This is a genomic window from Paenibacillus sp. P3E, from assembly GCF_001909045.1.
Classification (GTDB): domain Bacteria; phylum Bacillota; class Bacilli; order Paenibacillales; family Paenibacillaceae; genus Paenibacillus_AQ; species Paenibacillus_AQ helianthi.
Genome location: NZ_LVWH01000037.1, coordinates 86815 through 107968 on the forward strand (window position 1 = coordinate 86815; position 21154 = coordinate 107968).

The 21154-nt window shown below is 47.1% G+C and carries 17 protein-coding genes and 2 pseudogenes; 9 read left to right on the forward strand and 10 right to left on the reverse strand.

All coding sequences use genetic code 11. The features are described 5' to 3' along the window. Window positions 1–121: 121 nt before the first annotated feature. Window positions 122–2365 carry a U32 family peptidase gene (locus A3842_RS05830; RefSeq protein ID WP_074100742.1) on the forward strand — a complete coding sequence of 748 codons (2244 nt, stop codon included), beginning with the start codon at window positions 122–124 and terminating at the stop codon, window positions 2363–2365. A gap of 277 nt (window positions 2366–2642) precedes the next feature. Here A3842_RS05830 and A3842_RS05835 read toward each other — a convergent pair whose 3' ends face one another. The 7 genes from A3842_RS05835 to A3842_RS05865 all read right to left on the reverse strand — a co-directional run bounded on the left by A3842_RS05835 (window position 2643) and on the right by A3842_RS05865 (window position 9873). After that, a complete protein-coding gene (locus tag A3842_RS05835) occupies window positions 2643–3272 on the reverse strand; it encodes an ATP-binding protein (RefSeq protein ID WP_218618653.1) in 630 nt (209 codons plus the stop codon). 12 nt (window positions 3273–3284) lie between these two features. Beyond that, the gene (locus tag A3842_RS05840) at window positions 3285–3755 is read right to left on the reverse strand and encodes a hypothetical protein (protein WP_074100744.1); all 471 of its coding nucleotides are present in this window, start codon (window positions 3753–3755) and stop codon (window positions 3285–3287) included. 472 nt (window positions 3756–4227) lie between these two features. Continuing rightward, window positions 4228–5541 (reverse strand): ABC transporter substrate-binding protein, encoded by a 1314-nt coding sequence (locus A3842_RS05845; protein WP_143186169.1) that lies wholly within the window; start codon window positions 5539–5541, stop codon window positions 4228–4230. Between the two features lie 94 nt (window positions 5542–5635). Next, window positions 5636–6745: a glycoside hydrolase family 172 protein gene (locus tag A3842_RS05850; RefSeq protein ID WP_305953373.1), complete on the reverse strand. Its 1110-nt coding sequence runs from the start codon at window positions 6743–6745 to the stop codon at window positions 5636–5638. Window positions 6746–6767: 22 nt separating this feature from the next. Next, complete coding sequence (locus A3842_RS05855) at window positions 6768–7613, reverse strand: carbohydrate ABC transporter permease (RefSeq protein WP_074100745.1); 846 nt, start codon at window positions 7611–7613, stop codon at window positions 6768–6770. A 13-nt stretch (window positions 7614–7626) separates the two neighbouring features. Then, window positions 7627–8502, reverse strand: coding sequence for a carbohydrate ABC transporter permease (locus A3842_RS05860; RefSeq protein WP_074100746.1), 876 nt, complete (start codon window positions 8500–8502; stop codon window positions 7627–7629). A 102-nt stretch (window positions 8503–8604) separates the two neighbouring features. After that, complete coding sequence (locus A3842_RS05865; protein WP_074100747.1) at window positions 8605–9873, reverse strand: sugar ABC transporter substrate-binding protein; 1269 nt, start codon at window positions 9871–9873, stop codon at window positions 8605–8607. A 210-nt stretch (window positions 9874–10083) separates the two neighbouring features. Between A3842_RS05865 and A3842_RS05870 the strand changes: the two genes are divergently transcribed. The 6 genes and pseudogenes from A3842_RS05870 to A3842_RS05895 all read left to right on the forward strand — a co-directional run bounded on the left by A3842_RS05870 (window position 10084) and on the right by A3842_RS05895 (window position 16655). Further along, window positions 10084–11910 (forward strand): cache domain-containing sensor histidine kinase, encoded by a 1827-nt coding sequence (locus A3842_RS05870; protein ID WP_074100748.1) that lies wholly within the window; start codon window positions 10084–10086, stop codon window positions 11908–11910. Beyond that, window positions 11888–13510, forward strand: a complete 1623-nt coding sequence (locus A3842_RS05875) for a response regulator transcription factor (RefSeq protein ID WP_074100749.1) — start codon at window positions 11888–11890, stop codon at window positions 13508–13510. Before A3842_RS05870 ends, A3842_RS05875 begins: the two co-directional genes overlap by 23 nt. Window positions 13511–13970: 460 nt before the next feature. Continuing rightward, window positions 13971–14567, forward strand: coding sequence for a TetR/AcrR family transcriptional regulator (locus A3842_RS05880; RefSeq protein WP_074086007.1), 597 nt, complete (start codon window positions 13971–13973; stop codon window positions 14565–14567). Then, complete coding sequence (locus A3842_RS05885; RefSeq protein WP_074086006.1) at window positions 14564–15148, forward strand: hypothetical protein; 585 nt, start codon at window positions 14564–14566, stop codon at window positions 15146–15148. The genes A3842_RS05880 and A3842_RS05885 overlap by 4 nt, the downstream gene beginning before the upstream one ends. A gap of 20 nt (window positions 15149–15168) precedes the next feature. Further along, window positions 15169–15348, forward strand: a pseudogene (locus A3842_RS31885) (hypothetical protein); the annotation flags it as partial. A gap of 104 nt (window positions 15349–15452) precedes the next feature. Beyond that, window positions 15453–16655 carry a macrolide family glycosyltransferase gene (locus A3842_RS05895; protein ID WP_074100750.1) on the forward strand — a complete coding sequence of 401 codons (1203 nt, stop codon included), beginning with the start codon at window positions 15453–15455 and terminating at the stop codon, window positions 16653–16655. A gap of 77 nt (window positions 16656–16732) precedes the next feature. On the opposite strand, the gene A3842_RS05900 is transcribed toward A3842_RS05895, so the two are convergent. Then, on the reverse strand, window positions 16733–18400 hold the full coding sequence (locus tag A3842_RS05900; protein WP_178382298.1) for an ABC1 kinase family protein: 1668 nt from the start codon (window positions 18398–18400) through the stop codon (window positions 16733–16735). A gap of 44 nt (window positions 18401–18444) precedes the next feature. After that, window positions 18445–18789 (reverse strand): AbrB/MazE/SpoVT family DNA-binding domain-containing protein, encoded by a 345-nt coding sequence (locus A3842_RS05905; protein WP_074100752.1) that lies wholly within the window; start codon window positions 18787–18789, stop codon window positions 18445–18447. A 156-nt stretch (window positions 18790–18945) separates the two neighbouring features. On the opposite strand from A3842_RS05905, the gene A3842_RS05910 reads away from it, so the two are divergent. Together A3842_RS05910 and A3842_RS05915 are read left to right on the forward strand one after the other, a co-directional pair. Further along, a complete protein-coding gene (locus A3842_RS05910) occupies window positions 18946–19137 on the forward strand; it encodes a hypothetical protein (protein ID WP_256701538.1) in 192 nt (63 codons plus the stop codon). After that, window positions 19067–19573: pseudogene (locus tag A3842_RS05915) on the forward strand (ABC transporter ATP-binding protein); the annotation flags it as partial. The gene A3842_RS05910 and the pseudogene A3842_RS05915, both read left to right, overlap by 71 nt. An 82-nt stretch (window positions 19574–19655) precedes the next feature. Here A3842_RS05915 and pyk read toward each other — a convergent pair. Continuing rightward, on the reverse strand, window positions 19656–21086 hold the full coding sequence (pyk, locus tag A3842_RS05920) for a pyruvate kinase (protein WP_074100753.1): 1431 nt from the start codon (window positions 21084–21086) through the stop codon (window positions 19656–19658). Window positions 21087–21154: the final 68 nt, after the last annotated feature.

A 21154-nucleotide genomic window follows, 5' to 3' on the forward strand; every position in this document is an offset into this window, starting at 1 on the left:
AATGCAAAAGCACAAACCATTGGTTTGTGCTTTTTGCCGTAGCTTAAGTGTAGTTCTTATTTTATGATCAATGGTGCTGAGTTTGACTGGCGTGTAACTTATGAGTCACAAGGAGGAAAAAATGACTGAATTATTAGCTCCAGCAGGAAATATGGAGGCTTTAAAAGCTGCAATTTCTAATGGTTGTGATGCAATATACTTAGGAATGCAAAAATTTGGTGCACGTGCATACTCATCTAATTTTGATTTTGAATCGTTAAAAGAGGCTGTTACGTATGCGCACCTGAGGGATGTTAAACTCTATGTTACAATGAATACCATCGTTTTTGAAAACGAAGTTGAAGAGATGAAAGAGCAGATACACGAATTAAATAAAATCGGTGTGGATGGTATTATCGTCCAGGACCTGACTGCTTTCGATTATATCGTTAAAAACTTTCTTGATATGGAAGCACATTGTTCAACTCAAATGGGAATCGACGATGTAGACGGAACTTTATTATTTAAAGAACTTGGTGCTAAACGAGTGGTTCTGTCCCGTGAGGTTGAGATTGAAAAAGTAAAAGAGATCAAAAGAATAGCTGAGATCCCTTTAGAAATTTTCGTTCACGGTGCTTTATGTGTATCCTACTCGGGAAACTGTCTAATGTCAGGATTAATGGGCAATCGAAGCGCAAATCGCGGAAGATGTGTGGGTTCATGCCGTAAGGAGTATGAACTCATGGATAAGACAACAGGTACATCTTTAGGGAAAAACCATATTCTATCTACCAAGGACTTAAACACAATCGACTATATCGAGGATTTAAAAGAAATCGATTCTTTAAAAATCGAAGGCCGAATGAAAGTGCCTACGTATGTTGCTAATGTGGTATCCAAATATCGCATGGCCTTAGATCATAAAATAACCGACGAAGATAAAGAAAATCTGAAAAAAACATTCAATAGAACATTTACTAAAGGATATTTGTTTCACGAAGATAGGAGAAATATTACAAACATTTTAAGACCTAATCACTTTGGTTATGAAATTGGAACCATCAGCAAGATTGTTAAAGACATGTATGAAATAACACTTACACGTACTTTAAATCAAAACGATACCATCAGAATAAGTCACAACAATGAAGATGTTAATCTGGCTGTTGCCAAACTGTACGATCAAGAGGGTGAATTAATCAACAAAGCAGATGATGTCTGCTATATCAAAATCAAAGAAAAGGTGTCTAAGGGAGATTTAGTATATAAAACGAAGGATTATTTCTATAACAAAGAATTAGAATCATCACTGGAAAAAGAATTTAAGCGGTTTAACCTCGATATTAGAGTATATGCATCTCCAGATTCAAAGCTTTTCATAGATGCGGAGGGCTTAGGCTTTAATTATTCATATGAAAGCGAGGAAATACTAGGCGAAGCCATTAATAATCCAACAACAAAAGACCAGGTAATCAAGCAATTTTCAAGATTAAATGATACGATATTCGAACTTAATCATGTGGAATATGAAGAATGCAATGCGTTTATTCCAGCTAAACTGTTAAATGCTGCAAGAAGGGATATTGTACTGGGCTTATATGACTTGAAGCTTAACAGCCAAAAGAAACGAACCAAGGCTTTGGAAGCAAAAGAAAAAATAAGCTTTGCCCCTGAAGAACCATACCTTACCGCCTCTGTAACGACTAAAGAGCAGTACGAGGCTTGTGTAAGCTGTGGAATTAAGGAAATCTATTTTAAAAATGTGGTTAGAAGAAATCAGATTGATTATAAGGAAAAAGAAGGGCAGCTGCTCATCGGAGGATATGGCGGAATTTATCACTACAGAGACACGAATCCGTTTGTTACGGACTATTCTCTAAATGTTGTTAATGCTACTAGTTGCTATGAATTATATAAATTAGGTGCAAAACGAGTCACTTTATCTTATGAATTGAATAAGAGCCAAATTGAAGATTTAAGGAATGCCTATGTTGAAGAAAATGACGGCTATCCTGCACTGGAAATGATTGTATATGGCAGGGCTCCTTTGATGTTTACAAAATATTGTCCGATGAAAAAAATGAATCAATGCAGAATTTGCAAAACGAAGAGCTATGGGTTAAAAGATGAGCAAGGAACGTTCCCTATCATTTCCCATAATGATTGTACAACTACTCTCCTTAATGCGAGGACGCTTAATCTTCTGGATGAGCTACCAAACATCAAAGGAATCGAGGCGCTCAGATTAAACTTCACAGTAGAATCCAAAGAGCAGGTTGTGGAAGTCATTCATATGGCGTCAGGTAAATTAAATGGCTCAATGAATACTGCTGTCTTTAATCAGGAAACAGACACAAGAGGACATTTTAATAAAGAGATCGTGTAGGTAGCCGGGAGCGAAACCAGCAGCTGCAGAAGTCAGAGTATGGTGTATATAAATGCCCGGACGGCAGACTCTGCAATTGGGGTATTCCGGGTACAGGGTATTATGGTGAAGAGTATTTCTTTGATAATGCCCCGGTTAACTTTGGTTAAAGAACAAGAAAGAGCCGACCAGTACTGGGCGGCTCTAAACTTGCCGCTTCAACCATCGCAGTGAACGTGTCAGAAGTAAGGAAAGGTCTTTTTGAGTGGCCGACTGCTTTTCAACAGAAATCTCATGATCACCCTGGCACACGAAAAATGATCTCAAATGTTGTCTCTTTTGGGTTGGATGCAAATGTGATATCGCCTAAATTTCTAGTCATGATCTGTTTGCAAATGGATAGCCCAAGCCCTGTACCATGCTTTTTACTTGTAACAAAGGGCTCAAACAATTTATTTTGAATGGCCTCTGGAATTTGGGGACCATTATTCGCGATCGATACGACATATATGTCTCTTAATCTTTGGCCCATAAGGATTAACGTTCTATTTTCTTCGATTTCTGAAAGAGCATCAATGCTATTGTTAATAATGTTGGAGACGACTTGTTGAATGGAAGTTTTTTGTAAATTGAGTTGAATGTCTTCTCCGATATTTAATTGTAAGATAATGTTGTGATCAATTAGCCTTGATGTAACCATGTCGATGACGGAATGAACTAAGGAATTTATTGAAATGATTTCATAAGATTCTTCAAAGGCACCCCTTTTAGAAAAACTTAGAAATCCTGTGATTTGCATTTGTATGTTCTGAAATTCTTTTTCTATTATATCTAGATAGGAAATCGTGGTGCTTTTCAAATTATCTCGTCTTATTAACCTTAAGAAACCAAGAATCGTGGTCAAAGGATTTCTAATTTCGTGGGCCATGCTAGCAGCCATTTACCCGACAACCGTTAATCTTGCCTCGTGAAGTTCAGCCAGTGCTTTTTCTTGCTTTTCCAACAGTTCATTCGTAAATTTAGAGTAATGGATTACAAAACATCTTTCGAATTCAAAGACTCTCTGGAGTATTGTTCGAATCAACTTGATTGGGATGATTTTGCCGTGCTCATGCTGTTCAACGAAAAATAAGAGAGTGTCTGTCCATAACTGATTGAATAAGATGATGTGGTCAACGGGGATTTTTTGTTGAAAGCATTGTTCACTGAGCGTAGGAATATTGGCGAAATGCGTATGACTCTCCACAGGGATTTCAATATCAAGCATGAACTGAAACAAGTTATAGGTTTCTTTCATAATAAATTCATGATCATAAAAACCAGGATAATGTTGGGATAAACGATCAAACCATCTATGGATTATCATTTCTTTATGGTTTTGCAAGATCTCAAGAAATTGAATTTCGGTCATATAAATTCTCCCCGGCAGCCGACGAAGTTTTTTTATAAGAGTAAGTCTTAATTACTGCTGGATGAATATATCGTAAAATATGCCATGTGTAAATGATAGTGTATATTTATTCATTTTATTTGGAAAATAAAGATAGGTATTTTATCTCTAGTATAATCGGTATAGGAGCTGTTGCGAACAGCTCCTATCTCATTTTCGCCGATATGACCGTTACGTTGAACCGTATCATAAGTAGGGGGCAAGTGTTATAAATCCGTCAGAATGTATAGATCATTGTATGTAAAGGTGAAGCACCAAGGAATTTCCCGCCAAATGGCACGCAAAAGCTGATCGGCTCTCGCCTTTTCCAACACCGCCGTTAGCCGCTTCTTTTGTTCGATGACCCCAAGTTCTTGCTCGAAAAAGGATTAAAAAGTACAAAAAGGGAAATTAGCAGCTATGAACAACTGTTAATCTCCCTTCTGCAGCCCTGCTATTCGCTTGCTTCTTTTGCCGACATGTCGTCCCAGATGTTCTGGAATTCCTGAAGCATTTTTTCTTTCCCGATCTTCTTGCCGATATAAGACTGGATTTGCGTGGCCATTAGCGAGGTGGTCGCTTCGTAGCCGGGGTACAGCTGCCATAACCAGGGGAGTATCTTGCCTTCCTTGATATAGGACAGAATCTCCCCAGATAAGGGACCAAGCTGAGCTTCGGTTGCCGGAATGCTTCGGAACGCCGGAATGAGCTTGGCATCATCCACGATGAACGCCTGGCCGGTGCGGGAAGAAACGAGCCACCGTAGAAAGGCTTTGGCTTCTTCCTCTGTTCTTGAGTTCTTCAGCACCACCCAATAATTCGCAACGCCAACAGGAAGCTTGTTCATAGCCTTGGCATCATCGTTGATAGGCATCGGCAGGAATCCGATATTGAGGTTCGGGTGGAGCTTGTCGATCTGCAGCTGCGTCCAGGTTCCCTGCTGCATCATGGCGGCACGTCCGTTCGCAAAGTTGGCAACCTGTGTGTAATAATCCGTCTGCAGCGGATTGGGCTGGCCGTACTCGACGGTCAAATCTATCAGGCTCGTCCATTCCTTAAATATCGTATTGTCCGTCAGAGCGGCGCGGCCATTCTTCAACCGTTCAATAAATGCGACCGGATCTGGCTGCTGGGCGAATGCGGTGTTGAGCAGATGATTCCCCAGAATCCACCACTCCGCATAGCCATTCTCAAAAGGACGGATGCCGGCCGCCCTAAGCTTGTCGGCCGCTTCCCGCAACTGCGTCAGCGTGGCTGGTGTGAAATTGATGCCCGCTTGGCGGAACAGGTCCTTGTTATAAATGAAGCCCCAGCCCTCCAGGGCGAGCGGCATCCCGTAAATCTTTCCGTCCTTTGTAATAGCCGGCTTGGCCAAATCAAGCATATCGCCCACCCATGGCTGGTCGGACAGGTCTTCCAGATACTCCTGCCACAACTCGAGATCGGTATAACCTGCCACAAAAAAAATGTCGGGCTTGTCATTGGAGTTGAACTTTGTCTTGAGTCCCGCACTATAATCACAGCCGCCGCCGCATGTATCAACTTCAATGTTCACGCCGGTCTCCTCCTGATACCGTTTGACCAGGGTGTCCAGCTGTTCGGCCATTTCGACCTTGAAATTGTAGATCTTTAGTGTAGTGGCCGGCTCTGCGGTGGCACTTGCCGGGCCGGAGCCATTCACAATTTGGTTATTGCTCCCCCGGCACGCCGTGCCAATTACGGCCAGGACCAGCAAAAGGGCAGTCAAGGTCATGTATTTAAGCTTCATGGCATATCCCTTCGTCAATTAAGATGGCTGCACATCCAGTATAAACGCCATCCTCCAAAGAGGAAATAAGCCGTTGCTCCTGCCATCACGCTTATTAGCGCGGCCAGCGTTCCTCCTTGCCCATCAGCGGTGTGAAAGGCTGATGCGGCTCGGTTTGATACCAATAGGCGACCGATGCTACGTCATCCTGGCGTTCGAAAAGCCCTTTCTTGTACACGCCGATCTGCTGAATTGTAACTTTCAAATCCTCCTGGAAACGGATAGGATCCAGAATATGCCAGCGGTAAAATCCCCGCATGGGTGGCGCATCGTCATTGTGGTACAGATTATGGACGGCCTCGTCATGGCTAGAATAGTAGGGATAGCCCATGTATGGCGTGCAGTACGTGTTCTCGATCGTCTTGCCGTCCTTTTGAGTCGCGAAGCTCCAGGCACCGCCGAAATAATCTTCAGTGCCGGTGCCGCAGATGGTCGGATACTCCCGGTCGCCGTCGATATACATCTTGATCTCGCCCTCTCCCCACCAGTAGCGTTCCAGTGTGGTAAGTGCCATGTAGGTTCCGACGTATTGGCCGCGGCCTTTGACGTTGTCGAGAAGGATATAATCCTCCGCTTTATCCGTGATCCGCTGCCGCTTCCATTGCGCGTGAAAGTAAGCCGTATCTTCAGGCAGCTCGTCATGCAGGCAATAATCAATCTGATAGAAGAAGGCGGGAATTGGCGCTTCATGCTGGTTCTCGATTTCAATTCTTGCTGTGCTCCGGAACGGCATCGGAAAATAACAGTTGAATGCTCTTGTCGGATTTACAACTATCGGCTGGGAATTGACGGTGCAGCCTCTCCCGAAGCCATTGCAGAAGAAATCGCCCAGGGGGCTCTCAACGGAAGGCTCCGTTTCATCGTCCCAATACATGCGCAGCACCAGATCGCGCAGAACAAAAGAATCTGCTTCGGTATGATCAGTCACCGTAATCCAGATGTGTTCGATAATGCCAGGGCCGCTGATCTCGGCCAGCGTTACTGTCGCCCCGGGCGCCACGTCCCGGATACAGGGCGAGCCTTTGCGGGAGGGGCCGAGAGGGCCGGAGGCCATCCCTCCTTTTCCTTTTTCACCGTGCGGATTCTCTGCGTTGATGGCCCGGCTTCTGCCGGTCTTGATCAGAGGGAGTGACGACAGTCCTCCCTGAAACGGGTTCATATTCATTTGTTCTTCTCCTCTCGGGTAATCAGCCTTTGACGCCGCCGGCCATAATACCTTCCATGATCTGTCTCTGGAAGATGGCGACGAATATAATGATGGGCAAGATGATAATCCAGCCCATAGCACTAACCAGATCCCAGGGCACCGCGTACATATTATCTCTAAGAGGCAGCTGTGTAATTGCTGTTGAGAGCACAGAGATGCCATTGGAATAGAACAGCGGTGTAAAAAAGTTGTTCAGGCAGGTAATAAAGTTGACGATGCATACTGTTGCCAGCGCCGGTCTCAGGAGCGGAATCGTGACATAGAACATCGACTGAAAAAAGCCGCAGCCGTCAATGGAGGCGGATTCCTCTATGGAGACCGGAATATCATTCAGATAGTTTTGCAGAATCAGGACGGTGAATGGAAGAATACCGCTGATATACAGGATAATCAGGCCAGTATACGTATCGTATAAATGGACGCTGCGCAGAAAGTCATACAGCGGCCGCGCGGTCACCACATCGGGAATAAGCATGGAGGCCAGCAGGAAGCCGACGGCAATGGATAATCCTCTGGTGCGGAAACGGGCAAAACTGAAGGCTGCCATGACGGAGATGATCATACCAATCAGGATGGAGAGCCCCACAATAATTGCGGTATTTCCTATTTTGGGTAACAGGCCCACATTCTTGATCAGATAACGGTAGCTGTCCAAGGTCGGATGGGCCGGCCAGTACTTGACCGGTTTGGAGAATAGCTCTCCGGCCGGTGTTATGGATGAAATAAAGATCCACCACAGCGGAAAAAGAATAAGAAATGCGACAATGGCAGCCAATCCCCATATGGTCAGGGTCAGCGGCACAGATCTGGAGTTTTTGGGGATCATAGGATATCGCTCCTTAATAGTCTACGCGTTTGGCTGCCGACATACTGAGCCCGCTGAGTACAGCCATCACCAGGAACAGCACGACGGCAATCGAAGCGGCGTAGCCGGTATTCAGATTCGTAAACGCTTCGGTGGTTACCCGGTAGGCAATAAGTGCGGTGCTCTCACCCGGCCCGCCGCTTGTCATCGCGTATACAACATCAAAGGAAGTAATGCGCCACATGGTGAAGAATATGCTGAGCATCAGAATGTTCCTGGAAATAAGCGGAAGCGTAATGCTGAAAAAGGAGTGGATGCTTCCGGCCCCGTCAATTTTGGCGGCCTCATACATGTCCGAGGAGATGAATTGCAGACCGGCCAGCACCAGAATGGCGAAGAAGGGCAGGTCCTTCCATAGGTCCACGGCGATTACGGCGCTGCGGGCTGTATTGGTGTAGATCAACCAGTCCAGATTGAAGGAAGGAGCGAACCGGCGGATAAAGTCATTGATCAGGCCATATTCGTTGTTGAATGCCCATTTGGACGCCATGGCGATCACGACCATCGGCATGGCCCAGGGAAGCAGTACGATGGTTCGGAGTACCTTTTGTCCTCTGAATTTCATATTGAGAATTAGCGCCAGGATGATTCCGAGCACAATATGGCCAATCATGGATCCTACGACGAAAATGGCCGTAAACCGGATAGAGGTAATCATTTTTGAATCGTGGAAAAGCTGAATATAGTTATCCAAGCCGATAAACTTGCGGATGCCCTGCAGCAGTTTGACCTCAAACAAGCTGATATGGAAGGTTTCTATAATGGGATATATGGTCGTGAAGATCCGGATCAGCAGCGCTGGCAGTACAAGAATCCAGGCAATCATCCAATATTTTTTGCTGGCATACATAAAACGCACCTTCCTCGCAGGATAGCCATATCCGTAGAATACGGGCAGCATAAGCAGGCATCTACAGATCCGCCTGCTTATGCTGCCGGGAAATGGCCCTGATTATTTGTAACGTTCAACGGCTTCCTGTGCTTTTTTACAGAAATCATCCAGTGTAATTTTGTCTTGGATGTAGTTCTGAAACAGCGTTCCCATCTCGGAGATGAACTCCATCGTCTGCGGCAGCATCGGACGCCCATGCACTTCGTTGGTCGATTGGATCTCGTTGTAAATAGTCTTGATGTCTCCGGTAACCTCTTCTTTGGCCGCGACATCCGCTCTGGCCGGATAGCGGTCAAAGTTCTTCCAGCCGTTCAATTCACCGTCTTCGCTGGCGGCATACTTCAGGAATTTGATGGCAGCGTCCTTGTTCTTGGAAGCCGAGTTCAGGACATAGCTCCAGGAATCCGTGAAGATGCTTCGTTTCGCAAATTCCGGCATATTGATCATATGGATCTGATCTTCACCGTAGCGGTTCGCCTGCTTGTAATCTGTACCGGTCCCCCACATGAAGACGGAAGCATATTTCCCGTCGATGAACTTCTGGTTCATCTGTTCATATTTGTCCGCAATTTGATCGACCGGTGTGACCTTCCAGGTATTGGCCATGTCGTACATGAATTTGACCGCCTTGCGGCTGCCTTCATTGCTCCAGTCAAAGTAATCGCCGCCGAACAGATTGACGAAGGTCGCGATTTCGTTGAAGACATACGTCTTTTCCCAGGAGCCGCCGTATCCGTACTGACCGTCTTTGGTCGTCGCTTTCAGAAATTTCACAAAGTCTTCTTCGTTGTTAATGGAAGTCATGCCTGCGGCATCGAGCTTCTTCTGATCGACCCATAGGCCAAGATAACCGGTATAGCTGGGGACGCCGATCAGATCACCTTTGCTTGAGGTCAGCATATCCTTCATATAGCCCTGCGGCAGCTGTTTCCGCACATCATCGGTCAGGACCGTATCCTGCAGCGGCTCCAGCCAACCGGCATTTTTAAAAGAGGTTGCCATTTCATCATTGATCTCAAGAATGTCAACGGTATTGTCGCCTGAGGAAAGGATCGTCGATACCTTCTGCTGGCGGGTGTCCGAATCGGTCGGCGCGGCGACCCAGTTGATCTTCACGCCACTCTTTTCCTCGGCTTCTTTGAGCCAATCCTGAAATTTAGGATTCGTGGATTGAATGGTGTAGAGGGTAATCTCATCCTTTCCTGCGTTGCCGGCATCCTTTGTTCCGGACGTCGTCTCGTTTGCCTTGGAGTTATTACCGGAGCAACCGGACAGTGCAACTGCGATGGTTAAGGAGCCGGTCAAGAATAGGGACCAAAATCGTTTCATACCATAACCTCCCTGTTTTGTTTTTCTTGAAAGCGCTTTACAATCTCAGTATAGCTGCTGCCACACAAGCGAAAAACAGCCGTAGTTGATCAAAAATGTGTAAAATCGTGATATGGGTCATATATCCATTTCAGCACCGGGGCTTTCTATTGACCTTACTGCAAGGCGGTGCTAGACTGTTAACCAATTCGTAGAGCGAGGGGGACCGCCATGAAATTCCGCCGCAGCATCCGCTATAAGTTGAGCATGTTTCTGATGGTCGCCATCCTCCTGCCGATCACCGCATCTATCCTGATTTCCTACTTCTATACCAAGCACTCGTTAAAAGAAGACGCTATCCGGGAAAATTCAAGCACGGTCCGGCAAGGGACTACTAGCTTGAGCAATCTGCTCAGCGGGATGAACAGCATTTCCCTCTACGTATATAACAATATTCAAATGCCAAATAGCCTCTATAACATCCTGATTCGGGGCTACAGCGATTTTTTGGTCGAGATTAATATTTACTCCGGTCTTCATGCCATTGAACAGTCGGCCAAGGATATTCAGCAGGTCTATCTCTACTCCGACCTGACCCATCAATCCTGGCTGCTGATCAACGGCTATCTGAAGCGGACGGCGGGCAACGCCGGTCTTGACGGCCACTTCCTTCAACCGGTGGACAAAAATGATCCCTATCTGGAGCCGCCCCATAAGTCGCATAATTACGGCATGGAGGAATTCCCCTACAGCCCGTCAAACACGGTTTTTACCATTCATCGCCCGATCTACCGGGCGCCGCTTAAAGAGAGGGTCGGCATAGTATCCATCGACTTCAAGCTTGACGGCTTTCGTAATATCATGAACATGCTCTATGACAAGGGAGAAGAAAATATCTATCTTCTGGATGATACCGGTACCGTCATTTATGCCTCCGAGGAAAGCCAGATTGGGCAAAAGCCGTCTTATGCCTGGCTGGAGCATGCCCGCTACAGCTATGGCTCCGGCCATTTTTACTGGCATGAGAACGGCGGCTTCCAAGGGATTGTCGTCTTCGAGAGATTTGAGCTGTTCGGGCGGACCTGGATTGTAGCCAAGCAGATTCCGGACAGCTATCTATACAACAACGCGTCACGCGTGCTTCGTATGAATGTGCTTGTCCTGATAAGCTTTCTGGTCATTTCAATTGCGGCGACGCTGTACGTGTCGCTTAAGCTAACCACCCCGATCAAGAAATTGACCGAGTCGATCCGGCGGATCAAATTGGGGAAGCTGCAGTTTGATGTGGATTCGGAACGCAGCGATGAGGTCGGTGTTCTTGGCAGCGCGATCAAGAATATGGTCGATACGATCGACAATCTGATCATGCGGGAGCTCCGGCTGGAGCTTGTCAGCAAGGATAACCAGCTGAAGGCGCTTCAGGCTCAGATCAATCCGCATTTTATCTTTAATACCTTGCAGTCCATCGGATCTGTGGCCTTGCACAACAAGGTGCCCAAGATTTACGAGCTGACCTCTTCGCTCGGGCTAATGATGCACTACACTATGAACACCGAGGAGTCCATTGTCCCTCTCGCCAAAGAGATTGCTCATGTGGAGGCCTATCTGGAACTGCAGAAGCAGCGGTTCAAGGAACATCTGCATTGCACCATTGACATTGCCGAACCTTCCGCTCTGGAACTGTTTGTACCCAAAATGATCCTGCAGCCTCTTGTAGAAAACTGCTTCAAGCATGGATTTGAATCGATGCAAAATGCAGAAATAGACATTAAGCTGGAAAGCGGCGAAGATGGGCTGACTCTTTCAATCCGGGATAACGGGCTTGGCATTACGCCGGAGAACCTGGAGCGGTTGAAGCAGCGCATGAAGCAAGAAGCCTCCGGAGGAACGGTAGGGGGCAGTATCGGTCTGATCAATGTGATCTCCAGACTCTCTTTGTTCTTTAACGACGAGGCCGGGGTATCGATAGGACAGGTCCAGCCCTCGGGCTTTTATGTAGTTATCAGAATCCCGCAACGAAAGGACGGCAGGCTCTATGAAAGTACTGATCGTGGATGATGAGACCGATGTAAGAGATTCAATCCGGCTTCTGGTCCAGTGGGAAGATTTTCAGATCACCGATGTGATGGAAGCTTGCGACGGGGCAGCGGCTATGGAGCTGATTCGAAGTGAGCAGCCGGAGATTATTTTTACGGATATGAAAATGCCCAATGTGGACGGCCTCACGCTTCTGCAATGGATCGGGGAGCATGCGCCTGAATCGAAGAGGATTGTGATCAGCGGCTATGCCGACTACACCTATATCCGCAAGACGATGAGGCACGGCGGCCTCGACTACTTGCTTAAGCCGATTAACCGCAATGAACTGCTCGAAGCACTCCGCAATGCGGTGGATACGTGGCTGAAAGATGCTGAAGCGCGGCTTCTGAATATCCGCAGGGATGTCGAGATCAACAAAACCCTGCCTATGTATTGGGACAAAATGCTGTCAGGCGTTGTTTCACAGCCGGATGGCTACTCTATCGTCGCTGATGAGCTTCAGGAATCCTTCGAGTGGTCCGCCGTCCGGGAATGCCAGCTCGTGATGCTGATCTCTGATCCGCTGCCGCGCATTGTACTGGAGAAATTCGGAAGGAATATCGACCTGCTGTATTTTTTAATGCTTAACATCTGCAATGAGGTTATCGGTCCTTCCAGGAATGGATATGCCTTTAAGCATGCCGATCCCAATAATGGTATCCTTCTGCTGCTGACTGGTGATTTTGGGGGCAACAGCAGGAAGCTGACAGCCATCAACGAGGCGCTGTACCGTGTGCTTGGAGCACGCTTTCATTTTGCCTGCAGCGGCAGGGTCTCCTTCCCGCAGGATATTCACACCGGATTTCAGCAGATGCTGCAGACAGCCCTTTCCGTTTCCTTTCTGGGACCGAACACCTGGATTCACAGTTATGACGACATTCCTGCCGCCACCTCTGACAAAAGAATCGTCTTGGCCGATTACAGCAGCTCGATTTCGGCCGCTATTCACAAAGGGGAGCAACGCCAGATCAAGGGCGCGGTCACCAATTGGGTACAGGCGATTGAACAACTGCATGCCGTGACCTGGGAACAGTTGAAGTACTGGCGGTATGAATTTGAACTGCTCCGCAGCCATTTGCTGCAGGACACGGACCGGGCCGCAGGCGAATCCGCCCGGAACTCCTCCCAGTGGCTGTTTCCGATCGGCCCGGACGGCCGGCTATCGCTGGAGGAATGGCAGAGGGAATGGACGAACGCTTTTCTGGAAATCGCCGAGGTTCTGAAAGATTCCCGAATCCGGGAATACAACGTCATCCATTCGATCAAGCAGTACATTGACCTTAACTATATGCACGATCTGTCGCTCCAGGAAATCGCAGGCCAGTTCTTCCTGAGCCGTGAATATGTCTCCCGCCGCTTCAAACAGGTGTTTCACGAGAATCAGTCCGAATATCTGGAACGGGTCCGCATTGAGAACGCCAAAATCCTGCTTATGAACAAACAGTACAAGATCGCTTCCATCGCTGAGAGGGTTGGGTACCCGGACGGTCGTTATTTCAGCAAAATCTTCAACAAGCTAACGGGCATGACCCCGCGGGAGTGGCGGAAGGAGGCAGGGGGAGAAGGTGGCGGTGAGTAGTGCGTAAATCAAACAAGACTACTTAAAGCCCGGAATTTTTGTGCTTTCAGAGAACCATCCCCCTCGCACAAAACGAGTCACATCTAGGGTGTTCAGGAGAGTATACATTAGTTCGATCAGAATTAATAACTTGCCCCTTCAGCTAGCACGGTGAACCGTATCATAAGTAGGGGCAAGTTTTTTTAAAAAAAGCTCGCACGAGCCTGTATTTACATCATGCCAACCATTGACTGAGATTGGATCACGTTCAATGTAAAAGGTTGCGTAAACAGGCACTTGCGAGTTTGTTTGTTGTACGAAACAATAAGATACGAACTTCTGTATACTTACCGTAAGAAACTGCTCTGCTGCTGTATTTGCCGGAACAAAAAATCATATTGACATTTTGCTGAAACGATAATAACGTACGTTATATAACATTCGTTATTTTATATACTTATTGTATGGGGAGTTGGAAAAAATGCCTCCAAAAGCAGAGGTCACTAAAGAACAGGTTTCCAATGCAGCGTTTGAGTTGACCAGACAAGAGGGATTCGGGATACTGACAGCCAGAAATATCGCTCTAAAACTGAAATGCTCTACTCAACCGGTATACCGATTGTACAGGAGCATGGAAGAGGTCAAAGAGAATGTTTTCAGACGTGCTGTTGATTACGCTTTAGTAGAGATCAAAAGCTACAACAATGAAAAAAATGAGCCTGCTATGAACTTGGCGGTTGGTTGTTTGCTTTTTGCTCAATCCGAGAAGCAGCTTTTTCGTTTATTGTTTTTGTCCGATTACAGCAGTGACTACACCAGGAACAATAATGACATCATTGCGGAGGAGATCTATAATGCGTTCTTACAGCTCGACCCACAGCTATGTACCATGAACACAACCAAGGCTCGGGAACTGTTTAAGAAGCTTTCGGCGTATTGGCTAGGAATTGGGGTCATGATCCATATGAATTCGCACGAACTGACCATTGACGAGGCGATAGTCATGCTGGAGGAAATGTATCATGTACTGAAGCGTAGTGCAATGCTGGGAGTAGTCATTAAGGAGGAACAATCATGATTACATATCTGACGCATTATTACAGACAAGGTGACCCGCCGTTCCGCAGCTTATCCGCATTATGCGATGCAGAAGCGATTGCCGTTATGGAGTCTCTGTATGAGGATAACCCATTAGCTGATAGATTCAAGGAGCCGGCTCAATATATGAATAACAGAAGACAGGTTGAACAATGGGTGAAGAATGAATTTATAGCAAAGGGAGGAGAACCCAAGGAAAACTATCCACTCTATGCAGTACTCGGCTACTCTCATTGGATGGAAGAAAACTTGTCCTTCCTTGAATTAAGCAGCCTGCGTGTTCCGCTTACAATTTTTTCGCACGGAGATATTAGCTTCACGTATCCGGATAGTATGGTTACCTACTGGCTTGGAATGGACAAGGAATCTGCTCATTATCAATCCCAGTATCACGGTAAAATCTTTACCCTCTCTGACTTGGATAGGCTGAGGCATATTTACGGTGCGCCGGAAGATAAGGGGAGAACTGCGCTTTGGGAAGGCATGGGCCCCTATATCGAATATATTGAAGCTCAAATCTGGAACCAACAGCCACTGTCTGATTACTTGAAGACAATCTAACCTGAGTTGGGGAACTACGCCGCAAGCTGCAGCCCATCAGTCCGAAAGCTTTGACAAACCGCTTGCGTTTATTTGAGGAGAAGGGAATCGTCACTCGTACTCTTTATCAGGATGGCCTTAAAACTTGCCGTTACAGACAGCGCGGTGAACCGTATCATAAGGGAACGGGCGAGGCTGCTTTGGGGTGCATCGAATTCTAACCCGGTCTAGAGTACAGTATACTTAAGCGTATGCTTCCGAAGCTAGTTGTGCACGAAGTAAATCGAAGAAGTATATGCTAACAAAACTCTGAGGAGTGGTGTATATGGCGCGTGTTTTATTTATTAATGGCGGATCAGAGGGGCACATCAATCCAACGATCGGAATTGTGCAAGAGCTTATTCTGCGTGGGGAAGAGGTGGTGTACTTTTGTGTAGAAGCTTTCCGGGAGCGTATGGAGAAGACGGGGGCTTCGGTACGGACATTTGACGATCAAAAGTTTATAAAAGCCTTTATCTCAGGCGGGAGAGACTATGTACTCGAGAGAATTAACGGTCTTTTACTTACGGCAGATATCGTCATACCAAGCGTTCTTGAACAGATCGAAGGAGAGCATTTCGATTACATCATCCATGATTCCATGTTTGGTTGCGGACATTTACTTGCTCAAATTCTTAAGCTTCCTGCAGTCAACTCTTGTACTTCTTTTGCACAGACAAAAGATTCATTCGATAATATGCTGGAACCGTTTTTCACGAATGTCTCAACAGAAATAGCTAAACCTATATACAATAAATTTCAAAGCCTGACGGCAATGATAAGGGAAAAATACGAGGTGGAGATCCATTCTCCTTACGAAGTGTTTTGTAATCCTGCGCCGCTTACAATTGTTTATACAACCAGAGAGTTTCAACCGGGTGAAGAAGCATTCGACCAAACTTATAAATTTGTGGGTCCATCCATCTCTTCGAGATTCACGCAAGAAAACCTCGACTTACCGGCAATCAAGGGGAAGAACCTCATTTACATTTCACTGGGTACGGTATTTAACCAAGCCATCGATTTTTATAAGCTTTGTTTTGAGGCATTTAAGAACACAGATCATTCTATTGTTATGGCCATTGGAAATAAGGTTCAAATTTCAGATTTAGGAGAAGTTCCTAGAAACTTCATTGTAAAAAATTACGTTCCACAAACGGATGTCTTACAATACGCGAAATTATTCATTACTCATGGCGGAATGAACAGTACTGTTGAAAGTCTCCACTATGGGGTTCCTCTGGTTGTAATTCCACAAAGCGCGGATCAGCCGGTCATTGCCAGGCAAGTCGCCAACATCGGAGCAGGCATTCAATTACAAATGCAAAATTTGACCGTAAATCAACTGCGTGAAGCTGTAGACCATGTGATGGGCCACTCATCTTTCAAGAAAGTTGCCGCAAGACTTAGGGAGTCCTTTGGAAAGGCAGGCGGGTATTATCAAGCCGTTGACGAGATATTAGACTTTAAAAGTCAATATCACCTCTAAAGGCCAGGATTCGGTAAAAAGGGCTGACCCAAGCAGCCATCTCATGGCTTTTGGGTCAGCTCCTCTGTGCTTGGGAGTTATTCATGCGAATTAAACTTTGGCTTCTCTAATCTGCTATTTTCACGCATGGCTCTCATCTGCCTTGCATGTCTTACATCACGGCGGCGTTCTCTCACTTTGAGTTGGCTAAGCATAATGATCAGCCCCAAAGTTCCGAGCACATAAGAAACCATATGATTCACTTCATTCCACATGTTTGTAGCAGTCAGAAGGGATACCGCTCCAATGATGGTTGCAATAATTCGCCCTGTATTCCTATTTTGCGTATCTATCAATTTGTTCTCAAAGGAACTTGATAGCTTTACCCGTAAATTTCCGCTATCCATTTTATCTACTGCCGAAATGAACTTCTTGGTTGTAGGAAGGATTCCCTTGAGAAGATTCTTGCCTTCATCTACAACGTTGGAGAAGACACTTCCCCGCAGATCGCTGCGCACAACCTCTTCAACATAAGGCTTAACGGTTCCAATCAAATCAAGCTCAGGGTCCAGTCCCGTACAAAGCCCATACACCGTGCCTATCGCTTTCCCCAAAAATGTTGTATTTGCAGGTAATTGAAAGGGCTGAGAGTAGAGGAAATCCCTTAATTCTTCAGCATTGTCACCTGACGTCACAAAACTGAGGTCAAACGTATCCCCGTTGATTTGTTCAAATAATGACGTAAGATTCCTTGAAAATACCTCTAAATCTCCATTTCGTCTTAAAAATCTCAAACGGGTAAGGGCGTCGATGGCGCCGTGAGCATCTTTTAAATACACGGCCATTAGAAGGGCTACCATCTGCGCCTTCATATCATCGGCAATTCGTCCAACCATTCCAAAATCGATTAATGCAATGGTGCCGTCAGGCTGTACGAGAACATTGCCCGGGTGCGGATCTGCGTGAAAGAACCCTTCTAATAGAATCTGTTCTACGAAGATTTCGATCAGTGACTTCGCTAATTTTGTCCGGTCCACACCCCAGGCATCAAGCTGGGCAAAATTGTTGATTTTTACACCTTCCAAAAACTCCATGGTTAAAACCTTAGAAGTGGTATAGGACCAATGAATGGCTGGAACGACGACATCATCCCGATGGATAAGCTGCAGCTGAAATTCCTCTGCATTTTGTCCCTCTTTTTGATAATCGAGCTCTTCCATCACGGTGTCGTGGAACTCATCATACACCGCATCAGGGTCCATGAAGTCTGCCATCTTTGTCCAGCGTTTTAATAATCGAATAGCAACTTGTATGGATTTCCAATCAATGGCGATAATGTCCTCGACCCCGGGACGCATAACTTTTACTGCAACGTCTTCACCTGTCCGTAATGTCGCCCGATGTACCTGTCCTAAGGAAGCCGCTGCGATAGGAGTTGGACTAAACTCAGCAAAAATCTCGCTAATGGATGCTCCGAGTTCACGCTCTACCTTCTGCTGTATCTCGGAAAAATCTACGGAATCTACGGAATCCTGCAGCTTTGACAACTCATCAATCATTTCCTTCGGCAAAATATCCACTTGCGCACTCACATGCTGCCCAAGCTTGATAATTAAACCACCCATATCCATGGCGGTCTTCGTAAAATACGTTGCCTGTTTTCGATATAAGGCTTTTGTTTTCGCTTCAAAGCGCCGTCCCGAAATAAAATGCTTTTGCCTGCCCAGCCACCAGAAATCCCAAGCGAACTTAAAAATCATCCGCATGGTTCTTCTGAACCGGAGATCCTTCATCAATTTAAAGAATTCGCTCATCCTTTTTCGTCGGCCTCAGGTCCTTTTTCATCGACCTCAGGTTCATGATCCTCATCTTCAGGAATAGTAGTGTTTTTATCGAAGATCGCTTGGGCCATACTTTCAAACTTTTTCGAAGCGCTCATGAAGAAATCCGCAAATTTGTTGAACATTTCTGCTTTGACCAGAATGACGGCTCCCTTGCGCTTATTCCCGAAAACGATGAATTTCTCTCCTGGCTTGAGTTCAAGTTCTTCCCTTGCTTCTCTAGGAATAACAATTTGTCCTCTCTCACCCATTGATGTGGTTCCCAGCACTTTGCCATGCCCGAATCCATGACTATTCTCTTTTTTCTGATGCATCATCAATCTCTCCTTTGATAGACAATCTACATAATAGTATGATATTTCATACTAATCATATTTTCAATGACTGTGTTGAGTTTTGAACTGGGAAAATACAATAAGCGTAATTTTTTGTTACAATGAGACTACTGAACAGTTAGGGCGGTGATCAACATGGGAAGAAAGCAGGCTTTTACCAAATCGGAGTTGCTGGACCAGACCAAGCAGTTGCTCCTGCAACACGGATATGAGGGGTTTCAGCTTAAGTTGTTATCGCAGAACCTGGTTGGGGCAAGAAGTTATATTAAATGGGCAGGATATATCGAAGCTGTCAGGCAACCAACTATCGGACATCCGGTTGCGTGAGATTGGCTTCATCATGCAGGCCTCAAATTTGGTTCCATACCTGAATGTTCTTGATCAGTTGCTTGTGGTGAAGCGGATGGCGGGAAAAGTTGCCGCAGCTGATAAAGCTTTTGCCGTAAAATTGCTTGAAGAACTAGGGCTAGGCGCCAAGCTGAAGAGCTACCCGGAGGAGCTGTCTGGGGGCGAGAAACAGCGTACCGCCATTGCCCGGGGGTTAATTAACGATCCCCATGTCATATTGGCCGACGAGCCTACAGCAAGCCTGGATACCAAACGCGCCCATGAGGTTGTCTCCTTGATTGCCCATGAGGTAAGAACACGCCATAAAGCGGCGATTATGGTGACTCATGATGACCGGATGCTCACCTACTGCGATAAGGTATACCGGATGGAAGACGGTAAATTATCGTTAGTGCCAGCAGGAAGGCTTGTATAGGGACGCAGGGTAAAACAAAAAGGGTATAACAAAACAATCCGTAGCAGGTGCGATAGGCTCCTGCTACGGATTGTTTTACTTTTTAGAGCGCATCGCCTACTTGGTGAACCCGCAGCAGGTTGGTAGTTCCGGTGCGGCCTGCAGGGACGCCTGCGGTGATGACCACCAGGTCGCCATCTTGCACGTAGCCGGCCGACTTGGCCAGTTCAACGGCGGCTGCTACCGCTGCATCAGTGCTGGAAGCGGACTCGCTGCGGAGCAGCGGGGTTACCCCCCAAGTCAAGGACAGGGCATACAGTACGCTCTCCTTGGTGGATACAGCGATGACCGGTGCAGCCGGCTTGTGCTTGGCGATGGTGCGGGCGGTAAAGCCGCTTTCGGTCAAGGCGAGAATAGCCTTGGCGGAGAGCACGAGGGCCGTATGGGCAACGGCTTCGCCGATGGCGCCGGTTACGTCGGTGGAAGCCCCTTCGCCCTCACAGCTGCAGCGGCCGTAGCGTCCCATTGCGGACTCGGCGCGGGCGGCGATGCGGGCCATGGTCTCGACAGACTCCAGCGGGTACTTGCCTGCAGCGGATTCGCCGGACAGCATAACGGAATCAGTGCCGTCGAAGATGGCGTTGGCGACGTCGCCCGCTTCCGCACGGGTCGGACGCGGGTTCATCTGCATGGACTCCAGCATGTGGGTGGCGGTGATGACGGGTTTACCGGCCAGGTTGCACTTCTTGATCATCTCTTTCTGAACCAGCGGCACGTCCTCCACCGGTAGATCTACGCCCAGGTCGCCGCGAGCTACCATCAGGCCGTCGGCTACGCTCAGGATGGCGTCCAGGTTCTCCACGCCCTCGTCATTCTCGATCTTGGCGATGACTTGGATATGGCCGGCGTTGTGCTCGCTGAGGATACGTTTGATTTCGAGAATGTCTTCGGCTTTGCGGACGAAGGATTGGGCGATGATGTCGATGTTCTGCTCAATGCCGAACTTGATGTGCCGGACGTCCTTCTCGGTGACCCCGGGAAGGCTGGTTTGGACGCCGGGAACATTGACGCCCTTGCGCTGCTTCAGCTTGCCGCCGTTCTTGATGAGGCAGGTGATCTCGGTGCCTTCCGCATGTACGACCTCCAGACGGATGAGACCGTCATCGATCAGGATGATGCTGCCGGGCTTCACATCTTGGGGCAGCTGCTTGTAGGTGACTTGAATGCGGTCCTTGGTGCCAAGCACTTCCTCGGTGGTCAGAACCACGGCTTCACCCGGTACCAGCTCCGCGTAGTCCGAGGCCATTTTGCCGATGCGGATTTCCGGACCTTTGATGTCGAGCAGGACGGCAACGTATTGGTTCAGCTCTTTGGCTGCTTCCCGGATGCGGCGGATACGCTCCGCGTGCTCGTCCAGCTCTCCGTGGGCGAAGTTCAGGCGGGCAACGTTCATACCGGCTTGGATCAGCTTCCGTAGCATTTCAGGGCTTTCGCTGGAGGGACCGATGGTGCAGACGATTTTAGTTTTGCGCATGACTTTTCTCTCCTTTATATTTAACGTTGAACTCTTGTGAAAACTTTCTCTAACTCATACAATAAAGC